At 52.1% G+C, this 18923-nt stretch carries 17 protein-coding genes; 9 read left to right on the top strand and 8 right to left on the bottom strand.

Annotated elements, in window-relative coordinates; genetic code table 11:
- Positions 1 to 254: 254 nt before the first annotated feature.
- Both J3P34_RS10910 and J3P34_RS10905 read right to left on the bottom strand, forming a co-directional pair.
- Positions 255 to 920 carry a (Fe-S)-binding protein gene (locus J3P34_RS10910; protein ID WP_246853681.1) on the bottom strand — a complete coding sequence of 222 codons (666 nt, stop codon included), beginning with the start codon at positions 918 to 920 and terminating at the stop codon, positions 255 to 257.
- Between the two features lie 77 nt (positions 921 to 997).
- The gene (locus J3P34_RS10905; protein ID WP_210488652.1) at positions 998 to 1849 is read right to left on the bottom strand and encodes a hydroxymethylglutaryl-CoA lyase; all 852 of its coding nucleotides are present in this window, start codon (positions 1847 to 1849) and stop codon (positions 998 to 1000) included.
- Between the two features lie 143 nt (positions 1850 to 1992).
- Between J3P34_RS10905 and J3P34_RS10900 the strand changes: the two genes are divergently transcribed.
- The gene (locus tag J3P34_RS10900) at positions 1993 to 2625 is read left to right on the top strand and encodes a DNA-3-methyladenine glycosylase family protein (RefSeq protein WP_210488650.1); all 633 of its coding nucleotides are present in this window, start codon (positions 1993 to 1995) and stop codon (positions 2623 to 2625) included.
- 70 nt (positions 2626 to 2695) lie between these two features.
- On the opposite strand, the gene J3P34_RS10895 is transcribed toward J3P34_RS10900, so the two are convergent.
- Both J3P34_RS10895 and J3P34_RS10890 read right to left on the bottom strand, forming a co-directional pair.
- Positions 2696 to 3613, bottom strand: a complete 918-nt coding sequence (locus J3P34_RS10895; RefSeq protein WP_210488648.1) for a DUF58 domain-containing protein — start codon at positions 3611 to 3613, stop codon at positions 2696 to 2698.
- Positions 3610 to 4008 (bottom strand): septal ring lytic transglycosylase RlpA family protein, encoded by a 399-nt coding sequence (locus tag J3P34_RS10890; RefSeq protein WP_210488646.1) that lies wholly within the window; start codon positions 4006 to 4008, stop codon positions 3610 to 3612. The genes J3P34_RS10895 and J3P34_RS10890 overlap by 4 nt, the downstream gene beginning before the upstream one ends.
- Before the next feature lie 129 nt (positions 4009 to 4137).
- Between J3P34_RS10890 and J3P34_RS10885 the strand changes: the two genes are divergently transcribed.
- Positions 4138 to 4470: a DUF3276 family protein gene (locus J3P34_RS10885; RefSeq protein WP_149091948.1), complete on the top strand. Its 333-nt coding sequence runs from the start codon at positions 4138 to 4140 to the stop codon at positions 4468 to 4470.
- A gap of 231 nt (positions 4471 to 4701) precedes the next feature.
- Here the strand turns inward: J3P34_RS10885 and J3P34_RS10880 are convergent, their stop codons facing one another.
- The 3 genes from J3P34_RS10880 to J3P34_RS10870 all read right to left on the bottom strand — a co-directional run bounded on the left by J3P34_RS10880 (position 4702) and on the right by J3P34_RS10870 (position 7319).
- Positions 4702 to 5457 (bottom strand): DNA-formamidopyrimidine glycosylase family protein, encoded by a 756-nt coding sequence (locus J3P34_RS10880; protein ID WP_210488644.1) that lies wholly within the window; start codon positions 5455 to 5457, stop codon positions 4702 to 4704.
- A gap of 64 nt (positions 5458 to 5521) precedes the next feature.
- Complete coding sequence (locus J3P34_RS10875; protein WP_210488642.1) at positions 5522 to 6508, bottom strand: aldo/keto reductase; 987 nt, start codon at positions 6506 to 6508, stop codon at positions 5522 to 5524.
- Positions 6509 to 6521: 13 nt separating this feature from the next.
- Positions 6522 to 7319 carry an SDR family NAD(P)-dependent oxidoreductase gene (locus J3P34_RS10870; protein WP_210488640.1) on the bottom strand — a complete coding sequence of 266 codons (798 nt, stop codon included), beginning with the start codon at positions 7317 to 7319 and terminating at the stop codon, positions 6522 to 6524.
- Between the two features lie 406 nt (positions 7320 to 7725).
- Between J3P34_RS10870 and ychF the strand changes: the two genes are divergently transcribed.
- The 3 genes from ychF (at position 7726) to J3P34_RS10855 (ending at position 11203) form a co-directional block, all read left to right on the top strand.
- Positions 7726 to 8823 carry a redox-regulated ATPase YchF gene (gene ychF, locus J3P34_RS10865; protein ID WP_210488638.1) on the top strand — a complete coding sequence of 366 codons (1098 nt, stop codon included), beginning with the start codon at positions 7726 to 7728 and terminating at the stop codon, positions 8821 to 8823.
- A 277-nt stretch (positions 8824 to 9100) separates the two neighbouring features.
- Entirely contained in the window at positions 9101 to 10594 is a 1494-nt protein-coding gene (locus J3P34_RS22225) for an OmpA family protein (protein ID WP_210464699.1), read from the top strand.
- An 84-nt stretch (positions 10595 to 10678) separates the two neighbouring features.
- A complete protein-coding gene (locus tag J3P34_RS10855; protein ID WP_210488636.1) occupies positions 10679 to 11203 on the top strand; it encodes a DinB family protein in 525 nt (174 codons plus the stop codon).
- 114 nt (positions 11204 to 11317) lie between these two features.
- Here J3P34_RS10855 and J3P34_RS10850 read toward each other — a convergent pair whose 3' ends face one another.
- On the bottom strand, positions 11318 to 13468 hold the full coding sequence (locus J3P34_RS10850) for a dipeptidyl-peptidase 3 family protein (RefSeq protein WP_246853680.1): 2151 nt from the start codon (positions 13466 to 13468) through the stop codon (positions 11318 to 11320).
- Positions 13469 to 13733: 265 nt separating this feature from the next.
- Here J3P34_RS10850 and J3P34_RS10845 point away from each other — a divergent pair, with 265 nt between their 5' ends.
- The 4 genes from J3P34_RS10845 (at position 13734) to J3P34_RS10830 (ending at position 18831) form a co-directional block, all read left to right on the top strand.
- Complete coding sequence (locus tag J3P34_RS10845) at positions 13734 to 15245, top strand: hypothetical protein (RefSeq protein ID WP_210488634.1); 1512 nt, start codon at positions 13734 to 13736, stop codon at positions 15243 to 15245.
- Between the two features lie 166 nt (positions 15246 to 15411).
- Positions 15412 to 15882 (top strand): Mpo1 family 2-hydroxy fatty acid dioxygenase, encoded by a 471-nt coding sequence (locus J3P34_RS10840; RefSeq protein WP_210464696.1) that lies wholly within the window; start codon positions 15412 to 15414, stop codon positions 15880 to 15882.
- A gap of 142 nt (positions 15883 to 16024) precedes the next feature.
- The gene (locus tag J3P34_RS10835; RefSeq protein WP_210488632.1) at positions 16025 to 16435 is read left to right on the top strand and encodes a hypothetical protein; all 411 of its coding nucleotides are present in this window, start codon (positions 16025 to 16027) and stop codon (positions 16433 to 16435) included.
- A 101-nt stretch (positions 16436 to 16536) separates the two neighbouring features.
- A complete protein-coding gene (locus tag J3P34_RS10830) occupies positions 16537 to 18831 on the top strand; it encodes a TonB-dependent receptor (RefSeq protein WP_210488630.1) in 2295 nt (764 codons plus the stop codon).
- Positions 18832 to 18923: the final 92 nt, after the last annotated feature.

Here is an 18923-nt window from a genome sequence, read left to right as displayed (position 1 = left end):
AGAATCGCCAGTAGCAATCTGTAATAAAGGAAATCTCCTCCTGGGAGGGGTTGGGGTGGGTTTTACCTGCCGAATTAAAAGCCGCTATATAGCTGCAATTTCGCTATAAAATAATCTGTCCGTTTAGGGGTTGTTTTGATCAAAACAACCCCTAAACGGACAGATTATTTTGGGGCCTTCGGTTTAGGCAAAGCAGACCTAATTCGCCCACAAAATCCTTTCAGGATGACAAATTTGAGGGATTAGGGGTCTATCTACCACCCAATCGTCAAAACATCAGCGATGTGGAGGACTTTGATGGGTTTGCCTTGTTTGCGGCTGTAGGCATCCAGGTGCATGAGACAGCTGGTATCTGTAGACACGATGTACTCGGCGCCGGTGCTGAGGGCGTTTTCCACTTTCTGCTCGGCCATGGCCACGGAGATGGACTCAAACTTAGCCGCGAAAGTCCCCCCGAAGCCGCAGCAGGTTTCGGTCTCTTGCATCTCAGTCAATTCCAGGCCTTGTACCATGCCCAGCAACCGGCGCGGGCCTTCTTTGATGCCACACTCGCGGAGGGCACTGCAGGAATCATGGTAAGTAACTTTGGCATCCAGCCGGGCGCCCGGGATTTCCTGTACTTGCAGCACATCTGTGAGGAACTCAGTTAACTCCAGAACTTTGCGCTCCATGGCACGGTACCGCACGAAGTTAGAGGAGGTCATGAAGATGTTGGCGTAGGCGTTCCGGATCATGCCCACGCAGGAGGCCGAAGGAGCCACAATGTAGTCGCTGTCTTCTGAGGAGAAATCCTCCAGGAACTTGTCGGCCACCTGGCGGCACTCTTTCTGGAAACCAGCGTTGTAGGCGGGTTGGCCGCAGCAGGTCTGGTTGGTGTTGTAACGCACAGTACACCCCAAAGACTCTAACAGTTTCACCATATTCCAAGCCGTCTGCGGAAACAGTTGGTCTATGAAACAGGGAATAAATATATCAACTACCGGCTGTGCCATCTGGATTAATGCAATTGGAATACGTGGGACGCTTGGGCCAGAGACCGGTCCAGCGCCGCTTGGTTCAAGTTCAAAGGTACGTCTTTCTCCTGTAAATAAGAGAGCATTTTCTCGGTGGGCATGTTGCCTACCAGATCATCTTTGGCCATCGGGCAACCGCCGTATCCCAGCAATGCGCCGTCCATGCGGCGGCAGCCGCTGGCGTAGGCGGCTTCCACTTTCTCGCGCCAGGTAGTGGGACTCGTATGCAGGTGCGCCCCGAACTCAATCTGCGGGAAGGCCGGAATAAGCGTAGAAAATAAATCCTGAATGGTACCCGGATCAGAGACCCCAATGGTGTCTGACAGCGAGATAATCCTGATATCCATGGCCGCCAGTTTCTGGATCATCTCCCCCGCCAGAGCAGGCTCCCAGGGTTCCCCGTAGGGGTTCCCGAAACCCATGGACAGGTACAGCACCAGTTCTTTGCCATACTTTACGCACAGTTCCTGCATCTGCGCCACTTCTTCCAGAGCCTCAGCGATGCTCTTATTGGTGTTGCGCCGCTGGAATTCCTCAGACAAAGACAAAGGAAACCCGATGTACCGAATCTGCGCCTGCTCTACCGCCTGCTGGGCTCCGCGCAGGTTAGCCACAATGGCCAGCAGTTTGGTTTTCGAAACAGAGATATCCAGTTGGGCCAGCACCTCGGCGGTATCGGCCATCTGCGGGATGGCCTTGGGTGAGACAAAAGACCCGAAATCAAGGGAATCGAAGCCCACCTCCAGCAGGATTTGCAGATACTTTACCTTTTGCTGGGTAGGCACAAACTGGGACAAGCCCTGCATGGCATCACGGGGACACTCAATTATTTTCATGGAACAAGTTTAGTCAATGTGGCGCGGTTTGGCGACAGCTTTGCTCTAGAATATTTGCCCTTGCATACGGATAACCGGGCACAACGCTTATTTTGCACCGGCGGTGCCGATGACAGCCCGCCTGAAACCTACCTCCTGATACCATGGCCAACGCTCACGCCTCCCTTTTCCAGCAAGACGAACTCCTGTACAGACTGGTGCTGCAGACACCTGAGATCGTAGTTTCCGGTGAACCCCGGCCTATTTACGATGCCCTGTTCAGCTCAGTCATTTCTCAGCAACTATCAGTGAAGGCGGCGGCTACCATTAAAGCGCGGTTTCTGGCCTTATTTCCGAAAAATTACCCCGATCCAGCCCTGGTACTTTCGCTGCCCGTGGAGCAGATGCGGGCGGTGGGTTTGTCACGGCAGAAGATTGGCTATCTGCAGAACATCGCGGAGCACAAGGCTGCCGGAAAACTGGAAGATGACCAACTGGCACACCTGCCGGATGAGGAACTGATTACCCAACTGGTGCACATCAAGGGAATAGGACGCTGGACGGCAGAGATGATCCTGATGTTCGCGCTGCATCGGCCTGATGTCATGCCAGTGGATGACTTGGGAATTTATAACGCCATGAAACGTCTGTACGGCCTGGAGCCCCCCCACAAACAAGCCCGAGCCAGAATGCTGGAACTCTCCCTTTCCTGGCGACCGCACCGTACGCTGGCTTGCCGGTACCTGTGGCAGTCGCTGAACAATATGCCGGAGGTGAGTTCTGAGTCCCAGAAATAAAGTTCTGAATTTTGAGTTCTGAGTCCTGAGTTGTTTTGAGGCTGCTTTTGAAAATTCAGCTCCAAACAGTTTAACGCACTTTCTGGCGCTTGACCAGGTAGGCCTGCAGGACTTTGTCGATGGGCTCGCTGAGGTCCACGGAGACCAGGTCAATACGGTACTGGCCGCAGCGCAGCTTCAGTTCGTTCTTGAATTGCTTCATGGCCTTCACGTAGGCGTCTCTGATCTCTGCGGGCTGCACTTTGATTTTCTCGCCGTTCTCTAGTCCCTGAAACATGAAAGGCTTATCGGGGAAATGGAATTCCTCTTCGGTTTCGGCGTGAGTGATATGGAACAGCAAGACTTCATGCTGCTGGTGCCTAAGGTGCTGCAGGGCCAGGAAAATCTCGTCCAGCTGTTCGTACTGGCTCAGTAAGTCGCTGAACAGAATTACCAGGGAGCGTTTGGGCAACTGCTGGGCCACGTGGTGTAGCATGGCCGCTACCCGGGTTTCCTTCTGCGGCGGCGCCGGTTTCTGCAGTTGCTGTTGCAGCGCCAGCAAGAGCGTGTGCAGGTGAGCCCCGGTGGATTTAATGGGTGTCTGCAGCTCAATCCCGTCAGCGAAAGTAGTAAGGCCCACCGCATCGCGCTGTCTTTGCAGGAGCGTAGCCAGCGCAGCGGCGCTCAGCACTGCGTAGGAAAGTTTGCCGTAATTGTTGGTGGGGTAATACATAGACCCGGACACATCCAGGAGGAGCTGGCAGCGCAGGTTGGTTTCCTCCTCGTAGCGCTTCACGAAGAGCTTCTCGGTGCGCGCGAAGACTTTCCAGTCCATGTGCCGGGTGCTCTCGCCGGAATTGTAGAGCCGGTGCTCAGAGAACTCCACCGAGAAGCCGTGGTACGGTGATTTATGCAGGCCCGTGATAAACCCTTCTACCAACCGCTTTGCCAGAAACTCAAGGTTCTGGATGTTCCGGACACTGTCTAAATCAACGTTTATTCTACTCATGCGGCTTTGTTCTCCTTTTGGCCAAGGACCAGGGCGGTTTCCTTATCTATTTTAATGAGCTTCACCTTTCCCCTTCCGGCCCCAATGATGCCCAGTTGCACGGCGGCTTTGCGGGAAAGGCCAATCACTAAACGTGACTTGCGGCTCATGCGGTCATTAATCCTTACTACAACGCTGCGGCTGTTCTCCAGATTATGAACCTGTACGTAAGAATGGATAGGCAAGGTAGCGTGGGCGGCGGTGAGTTCCTGCGGGTTGTAGCGTTCTCCGCTGGTGGTTCTGTGCCCTGAATGAGAGGAAGCGTAGAAGGCGGCATTCCCTTTCTGCGGCGAGGTTTCGGCGAAACTTGTCCATGGCAGCAGGCAGAGGAAAAGACAGAATTGCTTTATTCTCATGTAGTTTTGTTTCTTACAAACATTAGTACATTCGAATTTACCTATTAAAATTAATCTTAAAAATTTTTAGATGTGAATCTGTTGCTTTAAATTGGCTACTTCAAATAAATAAGGAACCTTCAAGTTATGGTGGAAGAGAACAACGACAAAGCAGAAATCTACTCGCAGAGAGTAAGGGCAGGAAAGCGCACCTATTTCTTTGATGTGAAATCAACCCGCTCAAATGATTATTATCTGACAATCACAGAGAGCAAGCGGAAATTCAAGGACGACAACTACTCTTACGAGAAGCACAAGATTTTCTTGTACAAAGAAGACTTTGCCAAGTTCATGGAAGCGTTGCAGGATACCGTTAACCATGTAAAAGGTGAGTTATTGTCTGAAGAGGCACTGGCGGAACTTGAGCGTTTAGACCACGCTCAATCAGAAGCTGCGGTGGATGAAGAACTGAAGTGGGAATAGCTTCCACTTAATTCTCCTCAAGCTCATGCCTCGCGTGAGCTTTTTTTATGCTTACGCTCGTTTCCAAGCCGTTTTACTTAAAACTGCCTTGAAATCCTTGTCCTGTTTTCTAAGCGAAGGTTCCTCCTCCAAACACTTCAAATCGCTGAAATAACAAGGCTTGAGACTATTGCAGTTTGTCTAAAAAGTACTGCCTTTGGAATTCCAACTAAAGGTTTCTGCTTGGATTTACTACCCAGTAACCGGATGAAACAAGACCTGGCACTTCTCGCAGAAGTACCCAGACCTTTGCCCCTTCCCTACTTTCTCCTTGCATAAGGGAATGTGGTCCCGGGGACATTCCTTTTGCTGATACACAAGCCAGTGTTCTTTCACGGTGCCCTCCCGTTTGCTGTCCAAGTAACGGAAGCTCTGTGTAACGCATTCCTGGATAAGGTTTTTGAGGATAGCTATGGGGATCTGATCTACCTGGCTTTCCGGGTGCAACCGGGCCCTGAACAGCACTTCATTCTTGATTCCGTTGCCTACCCCGGCCAATATGCTCTGGTCCAGCAGCGCGTCACAGATAAGTTGGGTGGGTTGGCGCAGAAGTTTCTGCAGGGCTTGCTCCTGGTCAAAGGATTCACTCATCACATCGGCACTCCAGTCATACACGGCTTCCAGGAGTTCCTGGGGTTCCTGCAGGAACCGGCAATCGCAGGCGTAGAAGTTAAGGTCGCCGTCTTCAAAGGAAAGCCCCAACTCCAGGGGTCTGTTGACTTCCCCATTTATGGCGTATTTCCCGAAAAACATCAGGTGAACGCGTACCACGTTGTCTTGAAAGCAAAACAGGATCTCCTTGCCGAATGTCCTGATCTGGGTTAGCTCCTGCCCTTTCACCAATTCAAACGGGATGTTCCTGGTTTTTCCTTTCACCTCCACTACAACCTGACCGATGAATTGTTCGGTCTGTTCTTTAAGGAAGACCATTTCGGGTCCTTCGGGCATAGGCTTTGGGTATAGAAAATCCCTGCTGCTTATAAATGGCAACAGGGATTTCAGGTGGATAATGTTACACGTTCAGGTTGCCCATTTGCGGGGCGGCGTAGCGCTGACCGGCAGCCACTCCTTTAGGCGCAATAAACTCAATCTCCTCCAGCTCCTCCATGGTTAAAGAAACCTGAAGTGCCCCTACGTTTTCCTCCAGGTACTTTCTTCTTTTGGTGCCGGGAATAGGTACGATGTCCTCGCCTTGCGCCAAGAGCCACGCCAAAGCCAACTGACTTGCGGAGCAGCCTTTCTTGCTAGCCATCTCCTCTATTTTCTGCACCAGGTCCAGGTTTTTCTGGAAGTTCTCGCCCTGGAACCTTGGCGAATGCCGCCGGTAATCATCTTCCGGAATGTCTTCCAGGGTTTTAAACTGCCCGGTTAAGAATCCCCGGCCCAGCGGACTGTACGGTACAAACCCGATCCCCAATTCACGGCAGGCGGGCAGAATCTCATCTTCCACATCGCGGCTCCAGAGCGAGTACTCCGTTTGCAGGGCGCTGATGGGGTGCACACTGCTAGCTTTTCTAAGGGTGGCCGCAGAGGCCTCTGACAAGCCCAGGTACCGCACCTTTCCTTCTTTCACCAGCTCGGCCATGGCACCAACAGTTTCCTCAATGGGTGTCTGTTTGTCTACCCGGTGCTGGTAGTAAAGGTCAATATAGTCGGTACCCAAGCGCTTCAGGCTGGCCTCGCAGGCTTTGCGCACGTACTCGGGTGAGCCGTTGATGCCCAGGAAATTGCCCTGCTCATCGCGCACGTTCCCGAATTTGGTGGCAAGAATCACCTGGTCTCTCCTGTCTTTGATGGCCCGGCCCACTAGTTCTTCGTTCGCGCCCACGCCGTACATATCGGCGGTGTCCAGGAAGTCAATGCCGAGGTCCAGTGCGTAATGGATGGTGGCAATAGACTCGTTGTCATCGCGGTTGCTGTAAAAGTCTGACATGCCCATGCACCCCAGCCCTAGTGCCGAGACGCTTAACCCTTGGTTTCCTAATTTTCTTTTTTCCATAGTGCAGTTGTTTTTACTTCTGTAGATACTTCTGTTTCCAGGTTGTAAAATCCTTGGCCACAATCCGCTGCCCGGTCAGGCCGGAGCTTTGGTCTGAGGCCAGGAACACGATGGGCTCTCCCATGACCTCGGGGCTCAGCAGAAAGCCTTTCTCTTTTAAATTGCTTTTATAATGGTCTGGAATCATCTCCGTCTCTGTGGCGCCGCCGGGCAGCAGCATATTCACGTCAATCCGGCTTTCCATCAGGTCCTCGGCCATGATGTAGGAAAGGGATTCTGCTCCGGCCCGGGAAGGACCATAAGGCACAAAACCTTTCCGCTTCATGGTTTCATGGTTCATGGAGATATTCACGATCTTTCCTCTCCCGTTTTGCAGAAACAAAGGCACAAACGCTTTGGCCACCAGAAAGTACCCTGTCAGGTTGGTGTCAATCAGATCCCGGAAACCTTGGGCGGTGACTTCATAGAAGGGCCTGGGCTGAGAAAGGAAATCTGGGTTCACGGTGCGCATGCCAATGCCGGCATTGTTCACCAGTACATCTAAGGTACCCCACTGATTCTGGACCCAGGACACCGCCTGGGCAATGGAATCCTCATCGCGCACATCCATGGCAATCCCGAATACTTCGCCCGGCAAGCCCTGAAGTTGTTTTACCGCTTTGGAGATGTTTTCCTCAGAACGGGCTGTAATCAGCACGCTCGCTCCGGCCTCCGCTAAGGCTTTGGCCATGGCGAACCCCAGCCCGGTAGAGCCGCCGGTGACTAAAATCCGTTTGCCACTTAATACTGCATTGCTTGTCTCTGGTGTCATAAAGGAGTAGCCTGATCAACCTCAAACTTTGGTTAAACTTTAAACCATGATTAGCTTTTACTTTACGAGGCATTCTGGAATGGGGTACCCTCTGCCTGAAATCTATTATTGGTATTAACCCGGAATCAGGAAATCGGCCTACAAACAGAGAGCCCAACCTGCCGGCAGATATGTGACACACTGATTAAATTTTTGCAGCACTAGAGAATCGGAAAGGCTCTATATAAAGAGTCGTATTACAGCGGTTAGTGTTTTTACTGAAAACCAAGGCGTTTACTATTTTAACGGTAGTCCCCAAAGGAATGCGTATATTTGCACCCGCTTCTGAAAATGAGCCTTAAAACAGTTTTAAGTCCTTTGGCCGGAGGCACATACATCAACTTTGATTTAAGACCAATCTATCTTTATGGGACTTCGTTGTGGAATAGTGGGTTTGCCAAACGTGGGTAAATCTACGCTGTTCAATGCCTTGTCAAACGCCAAAGCCGAATCGGCTAACTACCCTTTCTGTACCATTGAGCCCAACGTGGGCGTGATCACGGTGCCAGATGAGCGCCTGCAGGTTCTGGAAGAACTGGTGCACCCAGAGCGGGTACTGCCTACCGTGATGGAATTTGTGGACATTGCCGGTCTGGTGAAAGGCGCCAGCAAAGGCGAGGGTTTGGGAAACAAGTTCCTGGCCAACATCCGCGAAGTAGACGCCATTATCCATGTGGTGCGCTGCTTTGACGATCCCAACATTGTGCACGTGGCCGGCGGCGTGGATCCCGTGTTTGACAAAGACGTGATTGACACCGAGCTGCAGATCAAAGACCTGGAGTCCATTGACAAGAAAATAGCCAAGGTAGAACGCACCGCTAAATCCGGTGATGCCAAGGCCAAAAAGGAATTCGCCAGCTTGCAGCGCTTCAAAGAGCACCTGGAAAGCGGCAAAAACGCCCGCTCCTTAGATTATACCCCAGAGGACCTGGAGGCGGTAGAAGACCTGCAACTGCTCACCATTAAGCCGGTGATCTACGTGGCCAACGTGGACGAGGACTCCATCCAGACCGGTAACAAGTTCCTGGAGGCTTTGAAAGAGCACGTAAAAGACGAGAAGGCCCAGGTAGTAGTGATCTCCGCCGGTATTGAAGCCCAGATCGCAGATTTCACCGAGCCCGAGGAAAAAGAGATGTTCCTGGCTGAGTACGGCTTGAAGGAATCTGGCCTTAACCAGTTAATCAGAGCTTCTTATGCCCTATTGGACCTGGTTACTTATTTTACCGCCGGACCAAAAGAAGTGAGAGCCTGGACCATTAGAAAAGGCTGGAAAGCCCCGCAGGCGGCCGGTGTCATCCACACTGACTTCGAGAAAGGCTTTATTCGCGCAGAGGTGATCAAACTCAAGGATTATACAGAGTATAAGACCGAAGCCAAGATCAAGGAGGCCGGCAAAATGGCGCTGGAAGGGAAAGACTACGTGGTACAGGACGGCGACATCATGCACTTCAGATTCAATGTTTAATTGATATCCAGTAATGTATAAAAAAAGGGGAGCAGACTGCTCCCCTTTTTTTATACATTTTTTCTTTATAATCTTCTCCCTTCCAAATGCTCCCTGCAACGATTATTGGTTTGCTTTTAGTATAAGAATTAGAATAAAAATAACTTTTATAAAAATTAATCGTCTCATTATATGGGACTTACTAAATATTAGAATTCCTTTTTATTGATAAAAGGAAACATTTTGGCGTAAATCCTGTAAATATGTGCAGAATACTATATTACAACTCTCTAAAACTATGAAAAAAACCTTACTTAAAGCTTCTGTACTCGGCGCGTGGCTGCTGTCTATGGTTGCTCCATCAGAAACAATAGCGCAGTCTGCCGACAGACCTTGGGGCTTATCGCTCTACGGTAGCGCCAACCAGGCCCGGACCAACATGAGAAATGATATCTGGGATATGAGCAATTCCTCATGGGGTGGTGGTCTAGGCATTAACCGGTATCTGTCTCCGTCCTTTGATGTGGCCTTGCAGTTGAACTATTTCAACTTGAAGCAAGATGCCAACAACGTTACCTACAACGTAACTGGTTTTGGACCGGGCAGATTTGATGACGAGGTTGGAACCGCTAACCTTGGCTTGAAACTGAAGCTGAACAACGGCAAGATCCTGAGCGAGACTGCTTTCCTGCAGCCTTACCTGATTGCCGGTATCGGTGCTCAGTACGCCAGCGTGGAAGCCTACCTGCCAGTAGCCAGACCAGGCGGAACAAACGAGTTCAAGTACGATGAAGGTCTGCTGCGCATGAACTACATGGGTGGTGCCGGTATCGGGTTCAGAATCACTGAGGGTATCAGCTTGTTTGCCCAGTCTACCCTCAACTACCCAACCACTAACCTGCTGGATGGTATCTCTCCTGCCAACTCAGATGAGTTGAACGACCGTTATCTGCAGCACCAATTCGGTCTTACCTTTGGTTTAGGAAAAGCCACTGACACAGACGGTGACGGTGTTTCTGACCGCCGCGATAAGTGCCCAGACACTCCAGCTGGTGTACAGGTAGACAAAACCGGTTGCCCACTTGACGGCGACGCTGACGGTGTTCCAGATTACCAGGATAAATGTCCTACTGAAGCCGGTACTGCCGCTTTGGAAGGCTGCCCAGACAAAGACGGTGACGGTGTGCGTGACTCAGAAGATGAGTGCCCAGACCAAGCTGGTCCTGCTGCAACCAGAGGTTGCCCAGATGCAGACGGTGACGGTGTAGCTGACAAAAACGATACTTGCCCTAACACCCCAGCCGGTACTCGTGTAGACGCCAGTGGTTGCCCAGTGGTAGTTGACCGTGACAATGACGGTGTAAACGATGATGTTGACCGTTGCCCAGATGTTGCCGGTTCTGCCGCTAACATGGGTTGCCCAGGCTTAGATGTGGAAGACAGCACCTACATGGCCCGTGTTCCTAAGATTGAGTTTGAGTTCAACAGAGCTGTACTGAAGAGAACTTCTTACCCAACCCTGGACAGAATGTCAAGCATGCTGGCTAAATATCCGCACTACAACCTGCGTATCTCTGGCCACGCTGACCACATTGGTTCAAACGAGTACAACCAAGAGCTTTCTGTTCGCAGAGCAGACGCCGCTAAGTCTTACCTGACGAACCAAAAAGGAGTAGCCTCTGATCGTATCATCACCGAAGGATTCGGCGAAGAGCGTCCAGTAGCACCAAACACCACCAACGCCGGCCGTGCCAGAAACCGCCGCGCTGAGTTCCGCCTCTTCATCCAGTAATGGAAGATTGGCTTAATTAAAAGCTAGAAAATGCCCAGCCGTTTGGCTGGGCATTTTTATTTTAGGCCTAAATTTCTGAAAACAATGGAAAAAGAACAGAAACCAGAAGTCTGGCTGTGCGGCCCCCTGCCAGAGGTTCCAGCCTTGCTGCAACCGGTGGCCCATGCCCTGCTCCAGGCTCGGGAGGAAGTGCAGAGATACCTCCACGGGTTCCCCGATCATCTGCTGTGGGAAAGACCCGCAGGGCTGGCCTCAGTGGGCTTTCACCTGCAGCACCTCACTGGGGTTCTGGACCGCCTCTGTACCTACGCCCGCGGTGAAGCCTTATCTGAGGCTGGACTCGCGTACCTGAAAGCAGAAGGAACTCCCCCGGCAGAAGGCACCACCGCAGAGGATTTGCGACTCCTTTTTGAGAAACAGGTAGAAAACACCCTGCAACAGATAAAGCAAACTGATCCGGAGACCCTCACCCAGTTCAGAGGCGTTGGCCGCGCGCAGCTTCCCTCCACCGTGGGTGGACTGCTCTTTCATGCCGCGGAGCACACCCAACGGCACGTGGGCCAACTGCTGGTCACCGCCAGAATCCTGCAGGCCGGGGTGCTCAGGTAAAGGCAATGACATACGCTTCCCGCTACCCTAGTCTTAAAACAGAAAATGCCTGAACTGAGTCAGGCATTTTCTGTTTAGGGGCTGTATTAATTATAAAAAAGTTCACAACGCAGATTAGTTGTAGTTAGGCAGAATGTTGTACACCTCGCCGTATTCCAGCATCTGCTGCGTGAAATTGTCTGGGTACACCAATAGCACGTCCACAATCTTACCGTCCTTCACCACCGGGGTTAGTTTAGGCTGGATAAAGCCTTGGTAAGGGGAAATGTTCAGCTTGCCGTAACGCTGCAGTACTTCCTGGTGGAGGGCTTTGTCTACCTGCACGCCGTAGGTCTCCACCAGTTTCTGGGCGGCTTTGAAATCACCCTCGGAGGTGATGCGTTGGGTCTCGCGCAGCAGTTGGCCAAACAGGTCCCGCAATTTCTGGTAGTCATTGATCTTGAAGTAGGTTTTGCCCTGGCGGCTCACGCGCTCAATCACATTGTCCTTTTTCCCTTTCTCAAAAGCCCAGGCGGCCACCATCTGGCGGTTGCGCATGTGGTCTTCCTCAATCTTCTCGCCGGGTGCCAGACGCGAGAGCTGCGTCATGAGGCCGTTACGGATGTAGGCATCATACTCGGCTTTACCCACCTCCAAAGAAGGCATCACGCCAATCTCCACCAGTTTGGGATCCATCACGTAGTACAGGGCCACCAAGTCGGCTCGGCCTTCTTCCATGGTGCTGGCGTAGTTCTTCAGGGTCTGCTTGGGCGTGCCCACTCCCGGGTTGATCTGCCCGGAGGCATGCCCGATCACCTCGTGCATATCGGTATGGAGGTCGCCGGCCAGGGAGGCGTATTTTTTACCGCGGTCAATCTCTTCCTGGCTGAAGGCGAACTCACTCAAGGCGCTTCCGCCCGTGTTAGCTGACTCGGTGTAAGCATGTACAATATTGCCTAGGTTCACCGATTTGGAGCCGTGCTCTTTTCTGATCCAGTTGGCGTTGGGCAGGTTGATCCCGATGGGCGTGGCCGGGGCCGCGTCACCGCCTTCCACCACCGTGGTGATGACTTTGGCCGTGATGCCCACCACGTTCTTTTTCTTGTGCTGCGGCAAAAGCGGCGAGTTGTCTTCAAACCACTGGGCCTGGTCACCTATGGCTTTAATGCGTTTGGTTGCCTCCACATCTTTAAAAGACACCACTGATTCATAGGAGCCTTTGATGCCCAATGGGTCGTCGTACACCTCAATGAATCCGTTTACCACGTCAATCTGCGAATCCACATCTTTGACCCAGGCAATGTTGTACTCGTCAAACACCTTCAGGTCACCGGTTCGGTAGAACTCGGACAGTTTCTGCAAGGCCAGACGCTGCTTGTCATTCTCGGCCACGGTCACGGCCTTATCCAACCAGAACACGATGCGCTCAATGGCCGGGCCGTACATGCCGCCCACTTTCCAAGGTTTCTCCACCACCTGGCCGTTCTCTTTCACCACCTTGGAGTTGAGGCCATGTGACACCGGGCGCGGATCGTTCTTGTTGTCCTTTTTGGCATAGAAAGCCTCCACTTCTTTCTGAGTGAGACCCTCATAGAAATTCACCGCCGAGGTCTTGATCAGGTCCTGACCGGCGGCTTTGTTTACTTGCTTCGCATCCAGGTTCGGGTCGAACAAGATGGGGGTAAGCCATTTGATGAAGGTCTCCACGTTCTCGCCGGGCTGCAGTGGCAATTGGTTTGCCGGTACCTTCCGGATGGAGGCGGCTAGGAACTCCTGGCTGAACTCAGGCATGATCTTGTTGGCCGAGTAATGGTGGTGGATACCGTTGGAGAACCACACGCGCTTGGTGTATTCCATTAACTTCTCCCAATCAGGCGAAGTGGAGCGGTCGCGCTTGTTCTGCACCAGGGCATCCAGTGTGCGCCGGATGCGCAGGTTGTGCTTGTAGTTCTGGTCATAGATGATGTCCCTGCCGGATAAGGCGGCTTCGTAGAGGTAATACAGCAACTCCTTCTGCTTAGCAGTCAGGTTCTCGAAACCCGGTACCCGGTACCGCAGGATGCGCAGGTCAGCGAATTGCTCTGAGACGTATTTGAAGGCGGAATCCTCCACGATGACCTGCGGCGGCGAAGTGCGGGAGATAGGGCCAATTTCCTGGTTTTTAACCACGCTGGCCTCTCCCGGCATCATGGCCGGCGAAGAGGTAGCTGTGGTTTTCTTGCCGCAGCTGCCGGCCAGCAAAGAGGCCAGCAGCAACGCAGATACGGCTATAGGTGTTTTCTTCATGTTATTTTCTGGGGTTTGATCCTTTAAAAGTAAGGAATTAGGAACTGGCAGGCAAAAACCGGTCCGTTAGGCCGTTCAAAGTTGCCTTTTCCTAGTTTAGGCCCTATTTTCCGGAAAACGGCCTTAAAACGATTTTCTTTTCTGCCGGATATGCGCTTTGTCAGGGTAACATAGCAGCAGCGTGCATTAAAAAACCGGCAGAAAGAAATACCTTTAAAGCCAAAAGGAACCGGCAGGAGCCACACCTTCTGCCCCAATCATCTGCATGGAGCCCCGGACTACCTCTTTCTTGCAAAGCCGTTTTCTTCCTTTCTTTTTGGTAGTGGCGTTGTTCCTGGTGTATGCCGTGTTTCCTACCCAGAACTCCACCTCAGACGCCTATGACTACGCCGCAAGCGTGAAATGGCAGGTTGATCTCTGGCGACCGCACCATCTGCTCTATAACATGACTGGCTCGGGATTTTACACCCTCTGCCAAGCTCTGGGATTTAAAGGACAGCCGCTGGAAGCATTGAAGTTTCTGAACAGCCTGGCGGCGGCAGGATGTCTGCTGGTGCTCTGGCGTATTCTGGCACGCCTGCAGGAAGATACCAAAGTACAGGCCGGATTGATCTTGCTCGCAGGCGCTTCTTTTGGTACCATGCGGTACGCCACTGAGAACGAAACCTACCTCCTGCCCATCTTCTTCTCGCTGTTGGGTTCTTATATCTGGCTGCGGTACCAAAACCAAGGCAAATGGGTGGATGTTGCCTGGAGCAGTTTCTGGGCGGCTTTTGCCTGCCTGTACCACCAGGTACATTTCTTCTGGTGGCTGGGTTTAGGGCTCGGTTTTCTGATTTCGGGGCCTAAACGAGGACAAATGGTTCTGACGTACCTGGTTCCGGCCCTGGTGGTCCCGCTAGCATACGCTATAGTGATGTACCAGCAGGACATCCCCTTCCCCCAGGCCCACCGCTTCGTTTTCCAGGACTTCTACAAAAGCAGCGTAGATACCTCAGTTTCCTCCCAGAACTTTCTCCTCACCTTCATCTCTTTCATCAGGACCTTTCTGGAGGTGCACGGCCGACTGTACTTTTTGGCTAAGGCAAAATTATTTTACATAATACCTGCAATAATAACCTTTATTATTGCAACAGTTCTTACCAGAAGAGTTGTTCTCTTCCGCAAGAAGACACAGCTACACCAAAGAGCCATTTTCCGGGTTCACCTTCTCATTCTGGGGCTGCAGTTGCTGTTTGCCGGGTATGCGGTGGGCAATGCCGAGTTTATGGTCATGATGCCTTTCCTGGTGGCTATCCTTATTGGTTGCTATAGGTTGAGTACTTCTTGGCCTCTGTGGCTGGCTGGTTCTGCGCTTTTCCTCTGGAACATGGCCTATGGCGTTCTGCCTAATCACACCTTCACCTACACAAACCAAACCTGCGTTTACCAGGAAGTACAGAAGCATCCCCGGGCTTTGCTCCTGCTGCAGGACAAGAATGCCTTTGCCTCCTTTTACTTTTACCAAACGGGCCAGTCCTATTCATACGCTTTTGAAAGTTGGGCTTCGCCTGAAATTCTTTCAAAGGCCATCAACCAGGCTCGCCAACAGCGGCAACCTATCTTTACGGATTATTCTCCTGAGGCCCCCATCTTCAACCGCGCCTGGTTGATGCGTCACCGGCCACCTTCCTCATTTTTCAAGCAATTCAGGTTAGAGCCTTTAACCTCCTGCCCCACCTTGTACGGCGATCAGGGCCTGAAACAACTAACCTTGCCAACAGGGTCTGTCCCATAGGTCAGTAAAAAACCGCACAGAGCTTTTCTACTGTTAATTGGTTTACATAATCGCACCATTTAAGAAGGCAAAATATACCATAATCCCTATGGTGCAGCGCAATATGCGGCACTATAAAAGCTTTACTTCTTAGGGCAGATTTTGTACATTGAAGTAAAAAAACGCTATGGCTGCCATCCACCAACTGTTAGACGAGTACGCCGAGAGCCACCGTAATGGCACAAACAAACTCATCCATTGGATCTGCGTCCCGGCCATTATGATCAGTTTGTTGGGTTTGATCTGGGCAATCCCCGTCCCTGGTTTTCTGGAGAACCTGCCTTTCCTCTTCAACTGGGGTATTCTCTTTGTGCTCCTTTGTATGGTCTACTACTTCATGCTCTCGCCCAGCCTGGCCTTGGGTATGGTGTTAGTAACCTCGTTTTTCCTCTGGATTGTGTACCAACTGGACCAGGTGCAACGTCTTCCGCTTTGGGCCCTGTGCCTCATCATTTTCGCGGTGGCATGGGTAGGGCAATTCATCGGGCATAAGATAGAGGGCAAAAAGCCTTCTTTTCTGAAAGACGTTCAGTTCCTGCTTATCGGGCCGGTGTGGCTCCTGAGCTTCATCTACCAGAAGTTAGGTTTGAGGTACTAAACGCCTGTGCTGCCGGTGGTTTTTAACCTCTGCTGGGGTAGATTTAAGGCCTGTTTAGAAGATTTTGCCTGAAAACGAATTTCTTCTAAAGACAAGGCCACCATTCGGTTATTTCGGTCGTCTTGGTTCAAGAAGTTTTCAGATGCTTCCTTACCTTTGCCCCGATTTGCACGTCTTGAAAAACCTTGCCGCCATATTGCTTCTATCGGTGATGCTTACCCAGGCATTCAGCAAGTTTTTCATTGTTCTGGACTATGAGGCCAACAAAGACTTTATTTCCAAAGTGCTTTGCATTAACCGCGAGAAGCCCCAGATGCACTGTAACGGGAAATGCTACCTCATGAAAAAGCTCAAGAAGGCTGAGCAGACCCAGAACCAGGGCAACAACAAAACCCAGAAACAGAAGCAGGATATCACCCTGTATTACCAGCCAATTGTGGCTTCTACCACCACCCAGACCCTCCAACCCACACTTTCGCCAACTTCTGCTCCTGTAGGAAGGCCGATTGGGGTTCATGTCTCCGTCTTCCATCCACCCAAGTTCACAGCCTGATTAAGAATACTTCGGTCTTACTGACCGAAGCGGATACCCGTACCCGGAATCTTCCCCGGCGTTGCTGCTATCACCGTTTTTCTGACTGTAACTGAATTTCCATGCAAAAAATATGTTTGGCCGGCATCTGCTTTCTCCTGATGCTGGCACCCTTTGCCCGTGCCCAATTCACCGTAAAAGGTCGGGTGTTGGATGCGTATACCAAAGAGGCGCTGGTGGGCGCTTCTATCCAAATGGCCCAGAGTACTACGGGCACCATCACGGAGCGCGATGGCAGTTTCACCCTGCAAACGGGGCAGAAACCTACCTCTCTGCTGGTTTCCTACCTAGGGTACAATGCCCGGCAGGTACCCTTCCAAGACGATTTTATGCTGGTGTCGCTGGCTCCTACCTCTAACCAACTAAACCAGGTCATTGTCTCGGCTAGCCGGCAAGCCCAGACCAGAACCGAGGCGCCCGTGGCCATCAGCACGATCTCCAGCCGGGTACTGCAGGAAACCAAAGCCACCACCCTGGACCAGGTCCTGAACAAGGTGAGTGGCGTGTATATGGTGAACCTGGGCAATGAGCAGCACACCATGGCCATTCGGCAGCCCATTGGCTACAAAAGCCTTTTCCTGTACCTGGAAGACGGCATTCCTATCCGGACCTCCGGTGATTTCAACCACAACGCGCTCATTGAGATCAACATGGCGGCCTTGAAGAACATCGAGGTGATCAGAGGTCCGGCCTCCTCGCTGTACGGGAGCGAAGCCATTGGCGGGGCGGTCAATTTCATTACGCAAGCTCCGGCTCCGGTGCCCACCGCCAAATTACAAGTGGAAGGCAGCACCCAAGGCTACCGCAGAACCGATTTCAGCGTGTCTAATACCTTCGGGAAGGTGGGCATCTTTGCCGGGGGGTACTACGCGGCGCAGCGGGACGGCATTATCAGCCACAGCGATTTTGACAAGTTGGCGTTCACTCTTCGGGCCGATTACCGCATTAGTGACCGCAGCAAACTGATCACCTCGGGCAGCCTGGTGGACTATAAAACCGACCAGACCGGCGGCTTGGACAGCACCCGATTCTTCCGGAAAGAATACAGCAGTCTACACACCTTCACCTACCGCAAAGTCAATGCCCTACGCCTCAGGAGCACCCTGGAACATGCCTGGGATGCCTCCAACCAAACCCAGGCCACCCTGTTCTTCCGGAACAACGCCATCGGGCAGAACCCGTTCTATGCCATCGGGAACGTGCAGGGCAATGCCCGCAAAGCCAAGGGCGAGATCAACGAAGACGCCTTCTCCAGCTACGGCCTCATTGCCCAGCATCGCAAGTCTTTCTCGTTCCTGAACGCCAGCCTCATTGCCGGCGTGAGTGCCGATTACAGCCCCGCCACCTACACCGCCCGGTTCATTGACATAGATCGGGACGAGAAAGGCCTGTACACCGGCTACACCTCCTCAGATTCGCTTCTTACCCACTACTCCGTGGATCTGCTCAACACCGCCGTTTACGCCCACACCGAGATCTCCCCGCTGGAGCGCCTTAAACTGGTGGCCGCCCTGCGTTACGACCGCATGGACTACACCTTTGACAATTACCTGCCGCCCTCTGCGTTCACGGGCGCACCCGATGATAAAAACGGCTACCGGCAATTCTCGCCCAAGTTGGGGCTGACCTATGACTTTGGGAAAAGCCAGGGAATTTACGCTAACTACAGCCTGGGTTTCGCGCCGCCGCAGATCACTGAGCTGTACCGCGGCGTGAAAGTACCCACCTTGCAACCCTCTGATTTCAAAAGCTACGAAGTGGGCGGCTGGTGGAGTTTCCTGCAGCACAAAGCCTACCTGGACGTGAGTTTGTACCAGATGGACGGGACAGACGAAATCATCTCCGTGCGGCTGGAAGATGGCTCCTACCAGAACCAGAACGCCGGCCGTACCCGCCACCGCGGCATTGAATACACCCTGAACTATGCCCCTTCTGAGGCACTCTCCTTTAGAGTGAGCGGCACCAACGCCCGGCACTGGTTTCTCACCTACGTGGAGCGCGGCGCAGATTATTCCGGCAACGAAATGGCTACTGCGCCCCGATTTATCGGCAACGCCGAGGTCACCTACCGTCCGACTTTCCTGAAAGGTTTGCGTCTAGGTTTGGAGTGGCAGCGCGTAGGCAAATACTACATGGACCCCGTCAATTCTGAGTATTACGGCGGGTATCACCTGTTCAACGCGCGTGTGGGCTACGCCTTCAAAGGCTTTGAAGCCTGGATCAACGCCATTAACCTCACTGATAAACTTTATGCCACCACGGTAGATAAATACTCCTATGGCAAGAGTTACCGGCAAGGCGTGCCGCGCACCTTCAACGTGGGCGTGGGATATCAATTCATTGGAAAAGGAGGCTGAAAACAAGTCTAGCCTACTTACCAGTTTAATTTATTTGAAGCTTGTTTTACAGCTGTTTTACAGTAAGTAAGCAATAATCAAGCATCCGCATT

Origin of the sequence: Rufibacter aurantiacus, from assembly GCF_017916345.1 — a bacterium.
GTDB lineage: Bacteria > Bacteroidota > Bacteroidia > Cytophagales > Hymenobacteraceae > Nibribacter > Nibribacter roseolus.
This window is presented reverse-complemented; position numbering and strand designations above follow the sequence as displayed.

What these genes read in the sequence shown, in the direction of transcription:
- J3P34_RS10835 (WP_210488632.1), top strand. Translation starts at nt 16,025, where the DNA reads ATGCTTCCTTACCTTTGCCCCGATTTGCACGTCTTGAAAAACCTTGCC.
- J3P34_RS10855 (WP_210488636.1), top strand. Translation starts at nt 10,679, where the DNA reads ATGGAAAAAGAACAGAAACCAGAAGTCTGGCTGTGCGGCCCCCTGCCA.
- J3P34_RS10870 (WP_210488640.1), bottom strand. Translation starts at nt 7,319, where the DNA reads ATGACACCAGAGACAAGCAATGCAGTATTAAGTGGCAAACGGATTTTA.
- J3P34_RS10840 (WP_210464696.1), top strand. Translation starts at nt 15,412, where the DNA reads ATGGCTGCCATCCACCAACTGTTAGACGAGTACGCCGAGAGCCACCGT.
- J3P34_RS10900 (WP_210488650.1), top strand. Translation starts at nt 1,993, where the DNA reads ATGGCCAACGCTCACGCCTCCCTTTTCCAGCAAGACGAACTCCTGTAC.
- J3P34_RS10910 (WP_246853681.1), bottom strand. Translation starts at nt 920, where the DNA reads ATGGTGAAACTGTTAGAGTCTTTGGGGTGTACTGTGCGTTACAACACC.
- J3P34_RS10890 (WP_210488646.1), bottom strand. Translation starts at nt 4,008, where the DNA reads ATGAGAATAAAGCAATTCTGTCTTTTCCTCTGCCTGCTGCCATGGACA.
- J3P34_RS10880 (WP_210488644.1), bottom strand. Translation starts at nt 5,457, where the DNA reads ATGCCCGAAGGACCCGAAATGGTCTTCCTTAAAGAACAGACCGAACAA.
- J3P34_RS22225 (WP_210464699.1), top strand. Translation starts at nt 9,101, where the DNA reads ATGAAAAAAACCTTACTTAAAGCTTCTGTACTCGGCGCGTGGCTGCTG.
- J3P34_RS10830 (WP_210488630.1), top strand. Translation starts at nt 16,537, where the DNA reads ATGCAAAAAATATGTTTGGCCGGCATCTGCTTTCTCCTGATGCTGGCA.
- J3P34_RS10895 (WP_210488648.1), bottom strand. Translation starts at nt 3,613, where the DNA reads ATGAGTAGAATAAACGTTGATTTAGACAGTGTCCGGAACATCCAGAAC.
- J3P34_RS10905 (WP_210488652.1), bottom strand. Translation starts at nt 1,849, where the DNA reads ATGAAAATAATTGAGTGTCCCCGTGATGCCATGCAGGGCTTGTCCCAG.
- J3P34_RS10875 (WP_210488642.1), bottom strand. Translation starts at nt 6,508, where the DNA reads ATGGAAAAAAGAAAATTAGGAAACCAAGGGTTAAGCGTCTCGGCACTA.
- ychF (WP_210488638.1), top strand. Translation starts at nt 7,726, where the DNA reads ATGGGACTTCGTTGTGGAATAGTGGGTTTGCCAAACGTGGGTAAATCT.
- J3P34_RS10850 (WP_246853680.1), bottom strand. Translation starts at nt 13,468, where the DNA reads ATGAAGAAAACACCTATAGCCGTATCTGCGTTGCTGCTGGCCTCTTTG.
- J3P34_RS10845 (WP_210488634.1), top strand. Translation starts at nt 13,734, where the DNA reads ATGGAGCCCCGGACTACCTCTTTCTTGCAAAGCCGTTTTCTTCCTTTC.